General features: G+C 71.9%; 17 protein-coding genes. 8 read left to right on the top strand and 9 right to left on the bottom strand.

Going from position 1 to position 17,385, the window contains the following annotated elements; all coding sequences use genetic code 11:
* Window positions 1-39: 39 nt before the first annotated feature.
* Window positions 40-816 (bottom strand): creatininase family protein, encoded by a 777-nt coding sequence (locus ACFUO4_RS07075; RefSeq protein WP_383480620.1) that lies wholly within the window; start codon window positions 814-816, stop codon window positions 40-42.
* A 41-nt stretch (window positions 817-857) separates the two neighbouring features.
* Between ACFUO4_RS07075 and ribA the strand changes: the two genes are divergently transcribed.
* The 4 genes from ribA (at window position 858) to ACFUO4_RS07055 (ending at window position 4,946) form a co-directional block, all read left to right on the top strand.
* Window positions 858-1,517, top strand: coding sequence for a GTP cyclohydrolase II (gene ribA, locus ACFUO4_RS07070; RefSeq protein WP_079309412.1), 660 nt, complete (start codon window positions 858-860; stop codon window positions 1,515-1,517).
* Window positions 1,518-1,601: 84 nt separating this feature from the next.
* A complete protein-coding gene (locus tag ACFUO4_RS07065; protein ID WP_383482344.1) occupies window positions 1,602-2,741 on the top strand; it encodes an NAD(P)/FAD-dependent oxidoreductase in 1,140 nt (379 codons plus the stop codon).
* Window positions 2,738-3,799, top strand: a complete 1,062-nt coding sequence (locus ACFUO4_RS07060; protein WP_383480618.1) for a saccharopine dehydrogenase — start codon at window positions 2,738-2,740, stop codon at window positions 3,797-3,799. Before ACFUO4_RS07065 ends, ACFUO4_RS07060 begins: the two co-directional genes overlap by 4 nt.
* Entirely contained in the window at window positions 3,792-4,946 is a 1,155-nt protein-coding gene (locus tag ACFUO4_RS07055; protein WP_383480616.1) for a saccharopine dehydrogenase family protein, read from the top strand. The genes ACFUO4_RS07060 and ACFUO4_RS07055 overlap by 8 nt, the downstream gene beginning before the upstream one ends.
* Here ACFUO4_RS07055 and ACFUO4_RS07050 read toward each other — a convergent pair whose 3' ends face one another.
* From ACFUO4_RS07050 to ACFUO4_RS07040, 3 genes are all read right to left on the bottom strand, one after another.
* Window positions 4,947-6,176, bottom strand: a complete 1,230-nt coding sequence (locus ACFUO4_RS07050) for a serine hydrolase domain-containing protein (RefSeq protein WP_383480614.1) — start codon at window positions 6,174-6,176, stop codon at window positions 4,947-4,949.
* A gap of 64 nt (window positions 6,177-6,240) precedes the next feature.
* Window positions 6,241-7,557, bottom strand: a complete 1,317-nt coding sequence (locus ACFUO4_RS07045; RefSeq protein ID WP_383480612.1) for an MFS transporter — start codon at window positions 7,555-7,557, stop codon at window positions 6,241-6,243.
* Entirely contained in the window at window positions 7,554-8,132 is a 579-nt protein-coding gene (locus ACFUO4_RS07040) for a TetR/AcrR family transcriptional regulator (protein ID WP_383480610.1), read from the bottom strand. The genes ACFUO4_RS07045 and ACFUO4_RS07040 overlap by 4 nt, the downstream gene beginning before the upstream one ends.
* Before the next feature lie 84 nt (window positions 8,133-8,216).
* Between ACFUO4_RS07040 and ACFUO4_RS07035 the strand changes: the two genes are divergently transcribed.
* Together ACFUO4_RS07035 and ACFUO4_RS07030 are read left to right on the top strand one after the other, a co-directional pair.
* Window positions 8,217-8,654, top strand: a complete 438-nt coding sequence (locus ACFUO4_RS07035) for a PPOX class F420-dependent oxidoreductase (RefSeq protein WP_383480608.1) — start codon at window positions 8,217-8,219, stop codon at window positions 8,652-8,654.
* 289 nt (window positions 8,655-8,943) lie between these two features.
* On the top strand, window positions 8,944-9,354 hold the full coding sequence (locus ACFUO4_RS07030; protein WP_383480606.1) for a VOC family protein: 411 nt from the start codon (window positions 8,944-8,946) through the stop codon (window positions 9,352-9,354).
* Between the two features lie 69 nt (window positions 9,355-9,423).
* On the opposite strand, the gene ACFUO4_RS07025 is transcribed toward ACFUO4_RS07030, so the two are convergent.
* Window positions 9,424-10,773, bottom strand: a complete 1,350-nt coding sequence (locus ACFUO4_RS07025; protein WP_383480604.1) for an MFS transporter — start codon at window positions 10,771-10,773, stop codon at window positions 9,424-9,426.
* A 175-nt stretch (window positions 10,774-10,948) separates the two neighbouring features.
* Complete coding sequence (locus tag ACFUO4_RS07020) at window positions 10,949-11,614, bottom strand: TetR/AcrR family transcriptional regulator (RefSeq protein WP_383480602.1); 666 nt, start codon at window positions 11,612-11,614, stop codon at window positions 10,949-10,951.
* Between the two features lie 158 nt (window positions 11,615-11,772).
* Here ACFUO4_RS07020 and ACFUO4_RS07015 point away from each other — a divergent pair, with 158 nt between their 5' ends.
* Together ACFUO4_RS07015 and ACFUO4_RS07010 are read left to right on the top strand one after the other, a co-directional pair.
* Complete coding sequence (locus tag ACFUO4_RS07015; protein WP_383480600.1) at window positions 11,773-12,648, top strand: shikimate dehydrogenase; 876 nt, start codon at window positions 11,773-11,775, stop codon at window positions 12,646-12,648.
* A 14-nt stretch (window positions 12,649-12,662) separates the two neighbouring features.
* Window positions 12,663-14,450, top strand: coding sequence for a bifunctional sugar phosphate isomerase/epimerase/4-hydroxyphenylpyruvate dioxygenase family protein (locus ACFUO4_RS07010; RefSeq protein WP_383480598.1), 1,788 nt, complete (start codon window positions 12,663-12,665; stop codon window positions 14,448-14,450).
* On the opposite strand, the gene ACFUO4_RS07005 is transcribed toward ACFUO4_RS07010, so the two are convergent.
* The 3 genes from ACFUO4_RS07005 to gnd are packed head-to-tail and all read right to left on the bottom strand — an operon-like array spanning window position 14,437 to window position 17,384.
* Complete coding sequence (locus ACFUO4_RS07005) at window positions 14,437-15,867, bottom strand: membrane-associated oxidoreductase (RefSeq protein WP_383480596.1); 1,431 nt, start codon at window positions 15,865-15,867, stop codon at window positions 14,437-14,439. The two genes, ACFUO4_RS07010 and ACFUO4_RS07005, sit on opposite strands and share 14 nt — an antisense overlap.
* Window positions 15,868-15,913: 46 nt before the next feature.
* Complete coding sequence (locus tag ACFUO4_RS07000; protein ID WP_383480594.1) at window positions 15,914-16,501, bottom strand: histidine phosphatase family protein; 588 nt, start codon at window positions 16,499-16,501, stop codon at window positions 15,914-15,916.
* 7 nt (window positions 16,502-16,508) lie between these two features.
* The gene (gnd, locus tag ACFUO4_RS06995) at window positions 16,509-17,384 is read right to left on the bottom strand and encodes a phosphogluconate dehydrogenase (NAD(+)-dependent, decarboxylating) (protein WP_059195116.1); all 876 of its coding nucleotides are present in this window, start codon (window positions 17,382-17,384) and stop codon (window positions 16,509-16,511) included.
* Between the last annotated feature and the right edge of the window lies 1 nt (window position 17,385).

Genomic DNA, 17,385 nt, shown 5'->3' with positions numbered 1-17,385 from the left:
CGTGGCCAGCCTGCCCGGCGTGCTGGTCCTGCTCGCCCGCTACCCGCGCGACGAGTCACCGGAGCCGTCGGAGGTGAACAGCGACAAGTACGGTCCGAACGCGTCCGCCAGGCTCTCCAGCAGCGCCTTGCCCTTTTCCGCCGAACCGAGTGAAGGACGGCCGATGACACCCGAATCGGTATAGGCGGACATGCCCAGAGTGAGCAGATGACGACGGTCGTCGGCGACGAAATCGGAGGTCTCATAACCGGGTCGGACGAATTCGGGATGAGCGTGCAGAAGGATGGAGGTCTCGATTTCCCCCGCGTGCATGTCGGTGAGCAGAGACGTGACCACCCCCGCCCGTTCGCACGCCGACTCCCAGTCCTCCGCCGCCGGGAAGAGTGCCATTTTCTCGCCGCGGGAGGAGGATTCCTGAACGACGTTGCCCAGTACGTAGTTTCCGCCGTGTCCGTTGACGACGACCAGGGCGTCGATGCCGGAACGCCGGAGTGAAGCCGCTATGTCCCGTATCACCGAGTGAAGGGTCACCGAGGAGATGCTGACGGTCCCCGCCCAGGCCGCGTGCTCGTGCGAGCAGGAGATCGTCACCGGGGGAAGGAGGTGCACCGGGTACGCCGCGGCGATCTCCCGGGCGATGGCACAGGCGACCAGGGTGTCGGTCGCCAACGGCAGGTACGGGCCGTGCTGTTCGAAGCTTCCGACGGGGAGCACCGCGACCTGGCGTGAGACATTCGCGCCCCGCGTCCGTACGTCCTCCGTGGTGTCCGCCGGCAACGGACCGTATGCCGCCGACCGCGCTTGCGAATCACTCATTCTTTCACGGCCTTTCGTCTCTGCTTAGGAACTCGAGAATCATGACAGACAAAATTGGCGTCCTCGGCAAGAAGTCCCCGCAGCGCACCGGCGTGGAACGCATAGTGAATGCCCCGCTGCCCACCGTGTACGGGCAATTCCGGGCGGTCGGCTACCTGGATCACGACCGCGGCGACGAACAAGTGGCCCTCGTCCACGGCGAGATAGGCACCGAGGACGTCCTCGTCCGGCTGCACTCCGAGTGCCTCACCGGTGACGCCTTCGGCTCCCGGCACTGCGAGTGCGGCGAGCAGCTCGACTCGGCGATGCGGGCCGTGGTCGCCGAAGGCAGCGGCATCGTCGTCTACTTGCGCGGCCACGAGGGCCGCGGCATCGGCCTGCTCGCCAAGCTCCGCGCGATGGCCCTGCAGGCGGAGGGCCTGGACACCGTCGAGGCGAACCTCGCCCTCGGCCTGCCGGTGGACGCCCGGGACTACGGCGTCGCCGCCGGCATGCTGCACGACCTCGGCGTGAACAGCGTCCGCCTGATGTCCAACAACCCCGACAAGCGGGAGGCGTTGGTACGGCACGGCATCGAGGTCACCGAGACCGTGCCGCTGCTGATCCAGCCGTGCGAGAGCAACATCACCTACCTGCGCACCAAGCGGGAACGCCTCGACCATCACCTGCCCCATCTGGACGCGGTGGCCCACCTGTCCTGATTACGGGGGCCGGAGTCCGGACAGGAAGAGGGGGCGGCCCGCACGGGCCCGGCACCGACACCCGTGGGAGGCTCGCCCGTGAGGATGCAGGCGGAAGTCGTCGTGATCGGCGGCGGAGTGATGGGCACGAGCATCGCCTACCACCTCGCCGCCGCCGGTGTCCGCGACGTCGTCCTCGTCGAACGGGACGAGCTGGCCTCCGGCTCCACCTCGAAGGCGGCGGGCGGGGTGCGGGCCCAGTTCTCCGACGAGCTCAACGTGCAGCTCGGGGCGCGCAGCCTGGCCGCGTTCGGCCGGTTCCGGGAGGAGATCGGGTACGACATCGGGCTGCACCGCGTCGGCTACCTCTTCCTGCTGTCGACCCCCGAGGACGTGGCCTCCTTCGAGGCGGGCGTACGGCTGCAGAACGCGCTCGGCGTGCCCAGCCGCCTGCTCACCCCGAAGGAGGCCCGCAAGCTCTCCCCGCTGATCCGCACCGAGGGCCTCCTCGCCGCCGCCTACTCGCCCGACGACGGCCACTGCACCCCCGAGGCCGTCGTCCACGGTTACGCCTCCGCCGCCCGTGCCCTCGGCGCTCGCGTCCTGCGGCACACCGAGGTCACCGGCATCGAACTGCACGGCGACCGCATCACGGCCGTGGCGACGACCCTCGGCCGGATCACCACCGACACGGTGATCTGCGCGGCCGGACCCTGGTCGCGGGCCGTCGGCCGGATGGCCGGCGTGGACCTGCCGGTGGAGCCGCTGCGCCGCCAGATCGCCGTCACCGAGCCGGTCCCGGACCTGCCGCCGGACCTGCCCATGACCATCGACTTCAGCACCACCCTCTACTTCCACCGGGAGGGCCCCGGCCTCCTCCTCGGCATGTCCGACCCCGACGAACGCGCCGGCTTCGCCACCGACACCCACGACCGCTGGATCCCGCGGCTGGCCGCCGCCATGGAACAGCGCGCCCCGGCCCTCCTCGACCTGCGCCGCACCGGCGGCTGGGCGGGCCTGTACGAGGTCACCCCGGACCGCAACGCCCTGATCGGCGAGGCCACTTCGGTCTCCCGGTTCCTCTACGCCACCGGCTTCTCCGGCCACGGCTTCCTCCAGGGGCCGGCGGTCGGCGAGGTGGTCCGTGACCTGGTCCTGGGCCGCGTACCCTTCGTGGACGTCAGCCCGTTGAGCGCCGGCCGGTTCGCGGCCGACGCCCCGCGCCCGGAGGCCAACTGCGTATGACCGAGCTCCATCTGTGGCTGCGCCACGAGGTCCGTCCCACCGAGCGACGCACGCCGATCGTGCCGTCCGACGCCCGGCGGCTCGTCGAGAGCGGGGTGACCCTGACCGTCGAGGAGTCCCCGCAGCGGATCTTCCCGATCGAGGAGTACGAGGCGGTCGGCGCCCGAGTCGCGCCCGCCGGGTCGTGGGTGTCGGCGCCGCCGCAGGCCGTGATCCTCGGCCTGAAGGAACTCCCGGACGGCCCCGACCGGTTGGCGCACCGGCACATCTTCTTCGGGCACGCCTACAAACGGCAGCCGGGCGCCGCCGACCTGCTGCGCCGGTTCGCCGCCGGGGGCGGGACGCTCCTCGACCTGGAGTACCTGGTGGACGACCAGGGCCGCAGGCTCGCCGCCTTCGGCTACTGGGCCGGGTACCTGGGCGCCGCCCTCGCGGTGCTCCAGCAGCGGGGCCGTCTCGTCGCGCCGCTGACGCCCACCTCGAAGGAGGAGCTGGACGCCACCCTCCGCGCCGCCGCCGGGGACGCGGACTTCACCGCCCTGGTGATCGGCGCCCTCGGCCGCAGCGGTCGCGGTGCCCGCGGGGCCTTCGAGGCGGCGGGCGTCACGCCCACCTGCTGGGACCTCGACGAGACCCGGAACCTGGACCGGCCGGCCCTCCTCGCCCACGACGTCCTGGTCAACTGTGTCCTGGCCACGACCCCGGTCCCGGCCTTCGTCCGCGAGGCCGACCTCGACGACCCGGCCCGCCGGCTGCGCACCCTCTCCGACGTCACCTGCGACGTCGGCTCCCCGCTCAACGTCCTGCCGGTCTACGACCGCACCACGGAGTGGGACGACCCGGTACGGCGGCTGCGCAAGGAGCCCCCGCTCGACCTGATCGCCATCGACAACCTGCCCTCGCTGCTGCCCAGGGAGTCCAGCGAGGACTTCTCCGCCTCGCTGCTGCCCCTGCTCCTCGATTTCGGGACCGGCGGGCCGTGGGGGCGCGCTGCGGACCGGTTCCATCAGGCGAGCCGTGAACACGGCATCGAGGAAGGGGAGTTGCCGCATGACTGACCTGGTACCCGCGAGCGGCACCGTCCACTGGATCGGCACCGGACTGTCCACGGGCAGCGGACTGGCGAAGCTGTGCGAGAGCGCCCCGCGGGTGCGGGTCTGGCATCGCACCGAGGAACGCGCGGCCCAGGCCCTCGACCGGCTGGGCCTCAGCGGGCACGCCGAGCCCCGCGCGTACACCCTGGACAGGCTGACGGCGGCCCTCCAGCCCGGCGACGTCGTCGTCTCCATGCTGCCCGCGCCCGAGCACGCCGGGATCCTCGCGGTCTGCGTCGCTTCGCGGGCCCACTTCGCCTGCTCCAGCTACGTGTCGGACGCGGTCCTGGAGCAGGTCCCCGCCGCCGGCGCGGCCGGGCTCGTCGTCCTCACCGAGGCCGGGCTCGACCCGGGCATCGACCACCTCTTCGCGCACAGCCTCGTGGCCCGCGCGCGGGACGCGATCGGCGACGGCACGGCGGCCTCGTACCGCCTCACCTCCTACTGCGGCGGCATCCCCGCGGTGCCGAACGACTTCAGGTACCGCTCCAGCTGGGCGCCTCTCGGTGTCCTCAACGCCCTGCGCTCGCCCGCCCGTTACCTCGCGGACGGCGCCGAGACCACCGCCGCGCGGCCATGGGAGGCGACCCGGCGGCACGTCGTCGACGGGGAGACCTTCGAGGTCTATCCCAACCGCGACAGCGTGCCCTTCGTCGAGCAGTACGGCATGCCGGCCGCCTGGAAACCGCAGACGTTCGTCCGGGGCACCCTGCGCCTGGAGGGCTGGCTGGAGGCCTGGGGCGAGGTCTTCGAGGAGCTGAAGGCGGGGGACGACGCCCGGATCGCCGCCCTGGCACAGGAGTTGGCCGCCACCTACCCGACCACCGACGCCGACCGGGACCGGGTGGTCCTCGTCGTGACGCTGGATGTGGCCGGTCCGGCGGGCCAGGCCTGGTCGGGCAGCTATCTGCTCGACCTGACCGGGGACGAGGAGGAGAGCGCCATGGCCCGCTGCGTCTCCCGCACCCTCGCCCTCGGCGTCCGCCACATCCTGGACGGCTCCCTGCCGCCCGGCCTGAACCGCGCCGCCGAGACGGCGGCACGGTCGGAGGCCTGGCTGCGCGAACTCGCCCTGGAAGGAGTGGACTTCACCCTGCGCGTGGACGCCTGATCAGTCCGTCACGGCCTCGTGCACCAGCCGCTTCAGCTCGGGATAGAGCGTGTGCGAGCCCTTGGGCCGGACCTGCGTCATGAACTGCACCGTCAGATCGCGGCGCGGGTCCACCCAGAACGTCGTCGTGGCGACCCCGCTCCAGCCGAACATGCCCGGACTCGTGGGGACCCTGGTGCGCTCCGGGTCGATCACCACGGAGACGCCGAGACCGAAACCGACGCCGTCGTTGCCGGGTTCGTCATGCGCGGGCCTGCTGCCGAAGGCGCGCAGGTCGACGCCGCCGGGGAGGTGGTTGGAGGCCATGAGGTCCACCGTCGCCGGGGACAGCAGCCGTACGCCGTCGAGTTCGCCGCGGCGCCGCAGCAGCTCCATGAACCGGTGGACGTCGTACGCCGAGGCCACCATGCCGCCGCTGCCGGACAGGAAGCGGGGCCGCCCGCGCAGCGGCAGACCGGCGATCGGCTCGATACCGCCCCCGTCGGTCTCCCCGTACAACTCGGCGAGTCTGCCCGCCTGTTCGTCGTTCACGCAGAACCCGGCGTCGGGCATCCCCAGCGGCCGGAAGATCCGCTCCCCGAAGAACGCGTCGAGCGGCTGCCCGGACACCACCTCGATGACGCGCCCCAGCACATTGGTGGCGACCGAGTAGTTCCACTGCGTGCCCGGCTCGAACTGGAGCGGCAGGCTCGCGTACACGTCGACCGTCTCGGCCAGCGTCGAACCCGGCACCACGGACGACTCCAGATCGGCCTCCCGGTACAGGGCGTCCACCGGATGACAGCGGTACGAGGCGAAGGTCAGGCCCGCGGTGTGGGTCATGAGGTGTCGGATCAGCACCGGCTGCGCGGCAGGGCGGGTCCGGAGGTCGGCGCCCGAGCCGCTCTCGTGGACCTGGATGCCGGCGAAGGCGGGCACATACCGGGCCACCGGGTCGTCCAGCGACAGCTTGCCCTCCTCCACCAGGAGCAGCGCGACCACCGAGGTGACCGGCTTGGTCATGGAGTAGAGCCGCCACAGGGTGTCGGAGGTGACGGGCAGCCCGGCCGCCAGGTCGCGCCGGCCGTGCGTGGTGAGGTGGGCGACCCGGCCGCCGCGGGCGACGGCCACGAGGAAGCCGGGCAGGCGCCCTTCGTCGACGTAGTGGGCGACGTGCTGGTCGAGGCGGTCCAGCGCCTTCACGTCCAGCCCGACCTCATCCGGGTCCACCTCTTGTCGCAGCTGTGCCATTGCTCTCCTCCGAAACGTTCGTCGAGGTGCGATCCGGCATACCCAGCCGTAGCGACCTCAGACCTCATCGTCGCTCAGTGAGCCGTGAACGTCCCCGCGTCCGGCCAAGATCGGCGGGTGTGATGTGCGCCGGGAGCCCCGGCAGCACCCCACTCGCCACCGCCCCGACGACCGCCACCCCGGCGAGCACCACCAGCGCCCCGTGCCCCATCAGGGTCGTCGCCACGGCCACACCCAGCACGGGCCCGACGTTCATCGCGGTCTGCTGGAGCCCGCCCGCCACCCCGGCCGACTCGACGGGACTGTGCCGTACGACGACATGGGTGGCCGCCACCATCACCGTGCCGAACCCGGCGCCCAGCAGGGCGAATCCGGCGCAGAGCGCGAAGGTGCCCGCGGCCCGGACCAGGAGCAGGACGCCCGCCGTGAGGACGGCCATCGCGGTCACCGCCGTACGCCGGGCCCCCACCCGGCGCAGCAGGACCGCGCACACGGGTGCTGCGGCCACCATCAGCACCGCCAGCGGCAGGCAGCGCAGGGCGCTTTCGAGCGGATCGAGACCGAGCGTGTACTGGAGGGTGTACGTGCTCACGAACAAGGTGCCCGACAGCGCGGCCGACGCGGCGACCAGGACCCCGAGCGCCGGACCGGCGACGGCCCGCGGCAACAGCGGGCTCGCGGTACGGCGTTCATGGCGCAGGAAGGCCGCACCGGCGACCAGGGAAGCGGCCAGCCCGGGCCACTGCAGCGACACCAGCGCGTGGACCAGGAAGCCCAGCGTCACCGCGAGCAGCAGGGCACCCGGCACATCCAGCCGCACCGGCGTCGCGCGCACCGACTCCCGGCCGGTCAGCGCGAGCAGCCCGAACACCAGCGCCGGAACGACATTGAGGAAGAACACCGCCCGCCACCCGGGCCCGGCCACCAGCACCCCGCCCAGCAGCGGCCCCACCGCGGCCGACACCCCGATGGCCGCGGTGCGCACCGCGATCGGCGTGCGCAGCCGGTCCGGCGGATACGCGGCCCGGAGCATGCCGAGCGTGGCGGGTTGCAGCAGCGCCCCGAACACGCCCTGGACGGCGCGGAGTCCGACCACCCAGCCGATCCCGGGCGCCAGCCCGATGCCCGCCGAAGCCGCCCCGAACCCGAGCATGCCGATCGCGTAGAGCCGCCGATGCCCGTACCGGTCCCCGAGGCGCCCCGCGAACACCAACAACCCGGCCACGGCGATGAGATAACCGGTGCTGGTCCACTGGACCTGCGCGTACGACGCGCCCAAGTCCGCTTGCAGGCTGGGCTGGGCGATGGTGAGGACGGTGCCGTCGAGGGCGACGATCACGGCACCGACGACGCTGCTCGCGAGCGCGAGACGCGGCTTCATCCGTCCTCCTGACCGAGGTGCGCGTCGAGGGCCGACCGCAGCAAAGGGGCGAAGTCGTCGGCGCCGGTGGCCAGTTGGAGACTGCCCCAGCCCCACAGCTGGGCGATGCCGTGCAGGTTCGCCCACAACGCGCCCGCGACCAGGCGGGCGTCCAGGTCGGGCCGGACGAGGCCGACCAGCTCCACCAGGCGCCCGAAGAGCGGCAGGCTGGTGTCCCGCAGGCCCAGATGACCGCTCTCCAGCAGATCGTGACGGAACATCAGCTCGTACATGCCGGGGTGCTCCAGCGCGAACGCCAGGTAGGCGCCGGCGAGTCGGGTGACCTGGGCGCGCGGACTCGCCGTACCGTCACCGGCCGCCGTCGCCACCCGCTCGGCCAGCTCGCCGAAGCCGCGCCGCGCGATGGCGGACAGCAGCTCCAGATGGGTCGGGAAATAACGGCGCGGAGCGCCGTGCGAGACGCCCGCCCGGCGGGCGATCTCCCGGAGCGTGAGCGCCTGGACACCCTCCCGGGCCACCAACTCCACGCCGACGTCCACCAGCCGGGCCCGCAGCCCGGTCTCGGATGCATGCATGGACAGTGTCTACCAAGCAGACGTAGACACTGTCTACTGAGGGTGGCAGGAATGGCTGCGGGCGGTGGCGGGGTTGATCCGTTCATGACTCAGAACGCGCTGCTCCAGCTGCTCGGCACCGGACACGGCGGGGTGCTGGTCACCCTCAAACAGGACGGCCGGCCCCAGCTGTCGAACGTCACCCACGCCTACTACCCGGACGAGGGCGTCATCCGGGTGTCGATCACCGACGACCGCGCCAAGACCCGCAACCTGCGCCGCGACGCCCGCGCGTCGTACCACGTCACCAGCCCCGACCGGTGGGCGTACACCGTCGTCGAGGGCACCGCCGAGCTCTCCCCGGTGGCGAAGGACCCGTACGACGACACCGTGGAGGAGCTCATCCGGCTGTACCGCGACGTCCAGGGCGAGCACCCCGACTGGGACGACTACCGGGCCGCGATGGTCCGCGACCGGAGGCTGGTGCTGCGGCTGAAGATCGAGCGGGCGTACGGGATTCCGGCCGGGGCGGACCGGGGCTGAGGGCGCGGCCGGCGACGGACATCGGCCGCACCGCGCGCACCGGCCGCCCCTGAAATCGGCCGGGACGCACGGGGGCCACCCTCTCCGGCTGGTGAAGTGTGCGGGGTGCGGTCGGCGCCGCTCTTCACTGCTCGTAGGTGCCGATGGTCTTGCCGCGGGCGCCGCCTGTCAACGGGGCGGGGGCGCGGGGGTCTTACGACCGGAGGTGCAGGCCGGACGACCGATGGTCCGCCCCGCCCCGGGTGCCTAGGCTTCCGAAGGTCGGTTCACCCCTGGAAAAGAGATCACGATGCCCGTCAACGGCCGCAGCCACATCCGCGTCGCCCGCCCGTCCCGTGACCTCGCGGCGGCCGAGCGCTTCTGGGCGGGCGGGCTCGGACTGTCCGTCGTCTGGCGTGCCGAGGGCGGCACCGAACCCGGCGAGCACGACCTGCTCATGCTCGGCTGGCCCGATGCCGACTGGCATCTGGAACTCGTCCACGAACCGGCCGACCCGGTCGAGCCACGGCCCACGGAGGAGGACCTCCTGGTGATCTACGTCGACGGCCCCGTCCCCGACGACCTGGTCACCCGCCTCGAAGCGCACGGCGGCAAGCGGGTCTCCTCGCCCAACCCGTACTGGAACCAGTGGGGTGTCACCGTCGAGGACCCCGACGGATACCGGCTGGTGCTGTGCGAGCGGGCTTGGTCCAACGCCTGAGAGGCCCGGTGAACGCCCGGCCCCCGGAGCCGTCGTGGGCGTCCGGGGACCGGGGGACCGAGCGGCGGATCAGGCCGTCACGGTCGCCCGCTCGGCCGCCGTCTCCGGCGCACGCTCGCCGAGCAGCTCCGTCGGGACCTGGTGGGTCTCGCGCGCCGAGAGCGCCGCGATGACCGGCGGGACGCACAGGGCCGCGGTGAACAGCGCCACCGAGAACCAGTCGTCGCCGTCAGGACCGGCGATCTCCGCGGCGAAGGTCACCGCGAACCCGGCCACGGCGAAGCCGATCTGGGTGCCGATGGCCATGCCGGACAGCCGGACCCGGGTCGAGAACATCTCGCCGTAGAAGGACGGCCACACGCCGTTCGCCGCGCTGTAGACCACGCCGAAGGCGACGATGCCGAGCAGCAGGATCAGCGGGTAGCTGCCCGTGGAGATCGCCCAGAGGTAGAGGAACATCGCGATCGCGCTGCCCGCCGCGCCGATCAGGTAGACGGGACGGCGGCCGATGCGGTCCGACAGCGTCGCCCACAGCGGGATCGCGGCCAGCGCGGCCAGGTTGGCCAGCGCGCCCACCCACAGCATCGAGGAACGGCTCATGCCGACCGAGTCGCTCGTCGCGTACGCCAGCGCCCACACCGTGAAGATCGTCGAGACCGAGGCGATGACCGCGCCCGCGATCACCCGCAGGACGTCCGCCCAGTGGTGGCGCAGCAGGATCGCCAGCGGCATCTTCACCACGCCCTCGTCGGCCGTCTGCTGCTCGAAGGCGGGCGTCTCCGCCAGGTTGCGGCGGATGAAGTACCCGACGACGGCGACCGCGATGCTCAGCCAGAACGGCACCCGCCAGCCCCAGGACAGCAGCTGGTCCTCGGGCATCGCGGCGATCGGGATGAAGGCGAGCGTGGCCAGCAGCTGACCGCCCTGGGTGCCGCTGAGGGTGAAGCTGGTGAAGAAGCCGCGCCGGTGCGGCGGCGCGTGCTCCAGCGTCATGGAGTTGGCGCTGGCCTGCTCACCGGCGGCGGAGATGCCCTGGAGGACCCGGCACAGCACCAGCAGGACCGGGGCGAGCGTGCCGACCTGGGCGCGGGTGGGGAGACAGCCGATGAGGAACGTCGACAGACCCATCAGGATCAGCGTGAAGACCATGATCTTCTTGCGGCCGAGCTTGTCGCCGAAGTGCCCGAGGAAGAGCGCGCCGACCGGGCGGGCGGCGTACGCGACACCGAACGTGGCCAGGGACAGCAGGGTGGCGGTGGCCGGGTCGGACTCGTCGAAGAAGACCTTGGGGAAGATCAGCGCGGCGGCGGACCCGTAGATGAAGAAGTCGTAGTACTCCAGCGCGCTGCCGATCCAGGCGGCGGTGGCAGCCTTCTTCGGCTGGCCGGGTGGCGCGGTGACGGGGGAGGGGACGGACACGGCGGCTCCTTTGGGGAACTCCAACGTAAGCGGAGTGAGCGGCGGGGAGGGAGAGGCCGGGTCTCGTGAACCCCGGCTAATTAACCCACTGGATAGTTAGTCCCGGTGGGTAGGGATGTTGCGCGCGCGTTTCCCCGCTGTCAAGAGGTCGCGTCCGCGAAGTCGGTCGCCGACCTCAGTCCGCGGCGCGGTCCGCCGTCAGGTACGCGATCACCATGTCGCCCAGCATGTTCCGGTAGTGCTCCCGCTGTGCCGGGTCGACCAGGTCGCGGCCGAAGAGGGCGCCGAAGGTGTGCCGGTTGGCGACCCGGAAGAAGCAGAAGGAGCTGATCATCGCGTGCAGGTCGACGGCGTCCACGTCGGCCGTGAACAGCCCCGACTCCTGGCCGGACTTCAGGATGCGGCGGATGACGTCCAGGGCCGGCGAGCCGATCCTGCCGAGCTTCTCGGAGGCGGCGATGTGCTCGGCCTCGTGGATGTTCTCGATGCTGACCAGCCGGATGAAGTCGGGGTGCGCCTCATGATGGTCGAAGGTCAGCTCCGCGAGGCGCCGGATGGCCGCGACCGGGTCGAGATGCTCGACGTCGAGCCCCTGCTCGGCCTCGCGGATCACGCCGTACGCCCGCTCCAGGACGGCCGTGAACAGCTGCTCCTTGCCGCCGAAGTAGTAGTAGATCATCCGCTTGGTGGTGCTGGTGAGGGCCGCGATGTCGTCGACGCGGGCACCGGCGAAGCCGACCCGGGCGAACTCGCGCGTGGCCACGTCGAGGATCTCGGCCTTGGTGCGGGCGGCGTCACGGGTGCGCCCGTTGGATCGTGCCGGTTCTTCGACGCTGGTCATCGGGTTCCTTCGGGCGTAGGGCGAGGCTCTCTGGCCGCGTGCGCAGATTCTAGAAGGCGGCCACGCCCGCGCGGCGGGTGAGGGCTTCCCAAGCGGAGGTTCCCGGTGCTATGACTAACTCACTAGTTCGTACATTGTGAGCCGCTCAGGAGGTCCGCGTGGCCAAGGACTCGTATCTCGTCGGACTGATCGGCGCGGGCATCGGCCCGTCCCTCAGCCCCGCCCTGCACGAGCGGGAGGCCGACCGGCAAGGGCTGCGCTACCTGTACCGGCTCATCGACATCGACGCCCTCGGCGTCCCGCCGGAAGCGGTCGGCGACCTGGTGCGATCCGCCCGCGACCTCGGCTTCGACGGGCTCAACGTCACCCACCCCTGCAAGCAGCTGGTCATCGAGCACCTCGACGGACTGTCCGCGCAGGCCGAGGCGCTCGGAGCGGTCAACACGATCGTTTTCGAGAACGGCCGGGCCGTCGGCCACAACACCGACGTCACCGGCTTCGCCGCCTCCTTCGCCCGCGGGCTGCCCGACGTACCGCTGGAGCGGGTCGTGCAGCTCGGCGCGGGCGGGGCCGGCGCGGCCGTCGCGCACGCCACGCTCACCCTCGGCGCCGAGCGGGTCACCGTCGTCGACGCGCTGGCCGACCGGGCGGCGGCCCTCGCCGCCTCCCTCGAACGCCACTTCGGCGCGGGCCGCGCCGCCCACGCCACGCCGGACCGCCTGCCGGACCTCCTCGCGGACGCCGACGGCATCGTCCACGCCACCCCCACCGGCATGGCCGCCCACCCCGGCCTGCCCTTCCCCGCCGAGCTCCTGCACCCCGGGCTGTGGGTCGCCGAGGTGGTCTACCGCCCGCTGGAGACGGAACTGCTGCACACGGCCCGCGCGATCGGCTGCGCCACCCTCGACGGCGGCGGCATGGCCGTCTTCCAGGCCGCGGACGCGTTCCGTCTCTTCACCGGCCGGGAACCCGACGCGGCCCGCATGCTCGCGGACATCGGGGAACTGGCGGGCGCCGTCAGCGCACCGAAGTAGGAAGGACCACCGCCGTGCGTACGTCCATCGCCACCGTCTCCCTCAGCGGCTCCCTCACCGAGAAGCTCACGGCCGCCTCCCGGGCCGGCTTCGACGGCGTGGAGATCTTCGAGAACGACCTGCTCGCCAGCCCCCTCACCCCGGAGGAGATCCGGGCGAGGTGCGCCGACCTGGGCCTGGGCATCGACCTCTACCAGCCCATGCGGGACATGGAGGCGGTACCGGCCGACGTGTTCGCGTCCAACCTGCGCCGGGCCCGGCACAAGTTCGAGCTGATGGGCCGGCTCGGCGCCGACACCGTCCTCGTCTGCTCCAGCGTGCATCCGCTCGCCGTGGACAATGACGATCTCGCCGCCGGGCAACTGCGCGAACTGGCCGGACTCGCCCAGGAGTTCGGCATCCGCGTCGCCTACGAGGCGCTCGCCTGGGGCCGGCACGTGAGCACGTACGAGCACGCCTGGGACATCGTCGCGGCGGCCGACCACCCCGCGCTCGGCACCTGCCTGGACAGCTTCCACATCCTCTCCCGCGGCAGCGACCCCAAGGGCATCGAGGACATCCCCGGCGAGAAGATCTTCTTCCTCCAGCTGGCCGACGCCCCGCTGCTGGCGATGGACGTCCTCCAGTGGAGCCGCCACTACCGCTGCTTCCCGGGCCAGGGCGGCTTCGACGTGGCGGACCTGGTCCGCCGGGTCCTGCGCACGGGGTACGACGGACCGCTGTCCCTGGAGGTCTTCAACGACGTCTACCGGCAGGCCGAGGCAGGCCCCACGGCGGTGGACGCACACCGCTCGCTGCTGCTGCTCCAGGAGACGGTCGGCGTCACGACCCCGCCCGCACCCGTCGTCCCCACGGGCGTGGCCTTCGCCGAACTGCTCACGCCGGACGCCGAACCGGTCGTCGCGCTGCTCGGCGCGCTCGGCTTCACCCGCACGGCACGGCACCGCAGCAAGCCGGTGGACCTGTGGCAGCAGGGCGAGGCACGCGTGCTCGTGAACACGGGACCGGCGGGCCGTCGCGACGGCACCAGCCTCGCCGCGATCGGCCTGGAGTCGCCCGACCCGGCCGGAGCGGCCCTGCGGGCGGAGGCACTGCTCGCGCCGGTGCTGCCGCGGCGGCGAGCGGCGGCGGACGCCCCGCTGGACGCGGTGGCGGCACCGGACGGCACGGAACTGTTCTTCTGCGCGACGGACCGCGCCGGACTGCCCGACTGGCGCGGCGACTTCGAGGACGTACCGCACGAGACCGGTCCCGGTGGCGTACGGGGGATCGACCATCTCGCCCTCGCCCAGCCCTGGCACCAGTTCGACGAGGCGGCGCTCTTCCACCGCAGCGTGCTCGGGCTGCACGCCCAGGAGAGCGTGGACGTCGCCGACCCGTACGGCCTGATGCGCAGCCGCGCGGTGACGAACGCGGACGGCAGCGTGCGGATCGCCCTGTCGGTGGGCGCGGCCCCGAGCGACGACACCGTGCACGCGCAGCACATCGCCCTGGCGACGGACGACGTGGTGACGGCGGCGCGCCGCTTCCGGGACGCGGGCGGTCGCGTCCTGCCGATCCCGGCCAACTACTACGACGACCTGGCCGCCCGATTCGAGTTCGCCGAGGGCGAGTTGGAGACCTATCGCGAACTCGGCATCCTCTACGACCGGGACGCGTACGGCGAGTTCCGGCACTGCTACACCCGCACGGTCGGCCGCGTCTTCTTCGAACTCGTCCAGCGGGACGGCTGCTACCGGGGCTACGGCGCGCAGAACGCGCCGGTGCGGCTGGCCGCGCAGCACACGGTCACTGGCGGCTGACGGTGCGGGTGATGCCGGTGATCACCGTGCTGGCGAGCAACCAGCCGGTGATCACCAGGGCGTAGGAGAGCGTCTGGTAGCCGCCCTTGGGGGCGAAGGCGCCCTCCTGACCGAAGCTGATCACCGGCAGCAGCAGGTCGAGGGTGAAGAACACCGGGTTGAAATCGGGGTGTTCCGACGCCTTGAGCGGCGGCGGCTCGTGCAGTGCGTACACGATCGAGCCAATGGCGAGGAGCGAGAGCAGCCAGGCGAGGGCGCGCAGGGGGCGGAATCCGTAGCCGACGGTGACGTCCTGGAGGTAGCCCCAGAGACGGCCGTACCAGGCGCGGGTGGTGCGCAGCCGCCGCTGCTTGGCGAGCTGGACCAGGCGGGCGGCGTGGTCGTCGCCGATGCGCTGGTACAACGCGGTCAACTGCTCGTAGGCGTGCGGGACATAGCCGTCGACGTCCCGCCGCAGCACCGGCAGCCAGCGCTCGGCGGGGACGTGCGGGGACAGCATGGTGTAGGTGAGGCCGTTCAGCCGCACCGCACCGGCCAGGGTCTCCGGCGCCACCCGCAGCAGGTCGGTCTGGGTCTGCCGGAAGTTCACCGAACCGTCCAAGGGCGCGGCCTCGTTGAGCCACACCTCCCCGATCACGGCGCTGCTCGCCTGGAGCACGGTGTGGCCGGGGTGGGACAGCCGGGAGTGCGCGAGGTCGAGCCGGCCGGTGACGCGGGCGCCGCGCAGATCGAGCTTGCCCCGGGCGGTGAGGCGCCTGGCGTGCACGTCGGAGGCCACGGAGAGGGTCTGGGCGTCGAGGGCTGTGCCGCCGGGGTTGTCCAGCACGGCGTCCATGAGATTGACCGAGGCGTCGACGGAGGCGTCGTTGCACACCATCCGGCCGTGGACGCGGACACCGGGGGCGACCAGGTCTTCCCCGATGGAGGAGTGGTTGAGGCGGAGGGCGGGTTCGTCGCTGTCGTCGGGGGCGTGGAATTCGGCGCGGTCCATGAAGAGCGCCCCACCGATGTGAGCCCCGCCGAGCGTCACGGGCCGCTCGAAGCGGCAGTCCGTCAGCCTGAGCACCCCCTCCACCCGCAAGGTCGCACCCGCCAGGCCGGGCAGCACGGACCCGCGGAGGTTGAGCTGCCGGAACTGGCTGCCGTAGAGCTGAGGTGCCTCGTCGAACTCGCAGTGACTCAGCCGCACCACTCGCTCCACCGTCCCGTGCTGGACGTCGAGCAAGCCGGTGATTCTCGCGCCCGCCACCTTCAGAGCGGCGATCTCCCCGTCCCGAAGAGGCCCGTTCAGCATCAGCGCCCGCAACACCGCGGCCCGTACCGTCCGTTCGGCGCTGCCCTGGAAGTCCACGGCAGCGCCGGTCGGAAACGCCTCCCACACCCGCAGTTCGGCCGGAGTCAGATCATTGAGGTCCATCAAGCGGGACTCTAGTGCCACGACTCCGCAGGACGCCGGTGCGTTCTCAGGCGCGGGTGTTCCACTCGGCGATCACGGGACGGCCGTGTTCCGTCGAGAGCCGGCTCACCGTGCCGGTCGCCAGCTGGAACAGGCGGCCGTCCGCCGGGTCCAGGCCAAGCCGGCGGGCCGTGAGCACCCGCAGGAAGTGGGCGTGCGCCACGAGGATCACGTCCCCCTGCGGAAGGGCCGTGTCCACACGGGCCAGCACCCGGTCGGCGCGGGCGCCGACCTCGGCGGGCGACTCGCCCGGGTGGCCCTCGGGGCCGGGCGGCACGCCGTCCGTCCACAGGTACCAGTCGGGGCGGGTGCGGTGGATGTCGACGGTGGTGACACCCTCGTAGCCGCCGTAGTCCCATTCGTGCAGGTCGCCGTAGGGCAACGCCCCGGTGACGCCCGCGAGTTCGGCGGTGCGTATCGCGCGGCCCAGCGGGCTGGTCAGCGCGAGCGAGAAGGTCCGTCCGGACAGGAGCGGAGCGAGTGCCTTGGCCTGTTCCTCACCGTGAGTGGTGAGGGGCAGGTCGGTCCAGCTGGTGTGCTGTCCCGACACGCTCCACTCCGTCTCCCCGTGGCGGACCAGCAGGAGATCCCCCACGGTGCGCCTACTTCGACTCGACCGCGTGGCCGCCGAACTGGTTGCGCAGCGCCGCGATCATCTTCATCTGCGGGGAGTCGTCCTGCCGGGACGCGAACCGCGCGAACAGGGAGGCCGTGATCGCGGGCAGCGGTACGGCGTTGTCGATGGCCGCCTCGACGGTCCAGCGGCCCTCGCCGGAGTCCTCCGCGTAGCCGCGCAGCTTGTCCAGGTGCTCGTCGTCGTCCAGGGCGTTGACCGCGAGGTCGAGCAGCCAGGAGCGGATGACCGTGCCCTCCTGCCAGGACCGGAAGACCTCGCGCACGTCGGTGACGGAGTCGACCTTCTCCAGCAGCTCCCAGCCCTCGGCGTAGGCCTGCATCATCGCGTACTCGATGCCGTTGTGGACCATCTTCGCGAAGTGCCCGGCGCCGACCTTGCCGGCGTGGACGAACCCGAAGTCGCCCTCGGGCTTCAGCGCGTCGAAGACCGGCTGCACCTTCGCCACGTGCTCGGCGTCGCCGCCGACCATGAGCGCGTAGCCGTTCTGGAGGCCCCAGACACCGCCGGAGACGCCCGCGTCGACGAAGCCGATGCCCTTGGCGGCGAGCTCCTCGGCGTGCTTCTCGTCGTCCGTCCAGCGGGAGTTGCCGCCGTCGACGACCGTGTCACCGGGGGAGAGGAGGTCGCCGAGCTCGTCGACGACGGACTGGGTCGGGGCGCCGGCCGGGACCATCACCCAGACCACGCGGGGGCCTTCGAGCTTGTCGACGAGCTCGGCGAGGCTCGCCACGTCCGAGACCTCGGGGTTGCGGTCGTAGCCGATGACGGTGTGCCCAGCGCGGCGGATCCGCTCGCGCATGTTGCCACCCATCTTGCCGAGGCCGATGAGTCCGAGCTGCATG

It is taken from the genome of Streptomyces sp. NPDC057280 (assembly GCF_042668605.1).
In the GTDB taxonomy this organism is placed as follows: domain Bacteria; phylum Actinomycetota; class Actinomycetes; order Streptomycetales; family Streptomycetaceae; genus Streptomyces.
The sequence above is the reverse complement of the archived record's forward strand: the minus strand, read 5'-3'. Positions and strand labels throughout refer to the sequence as shown.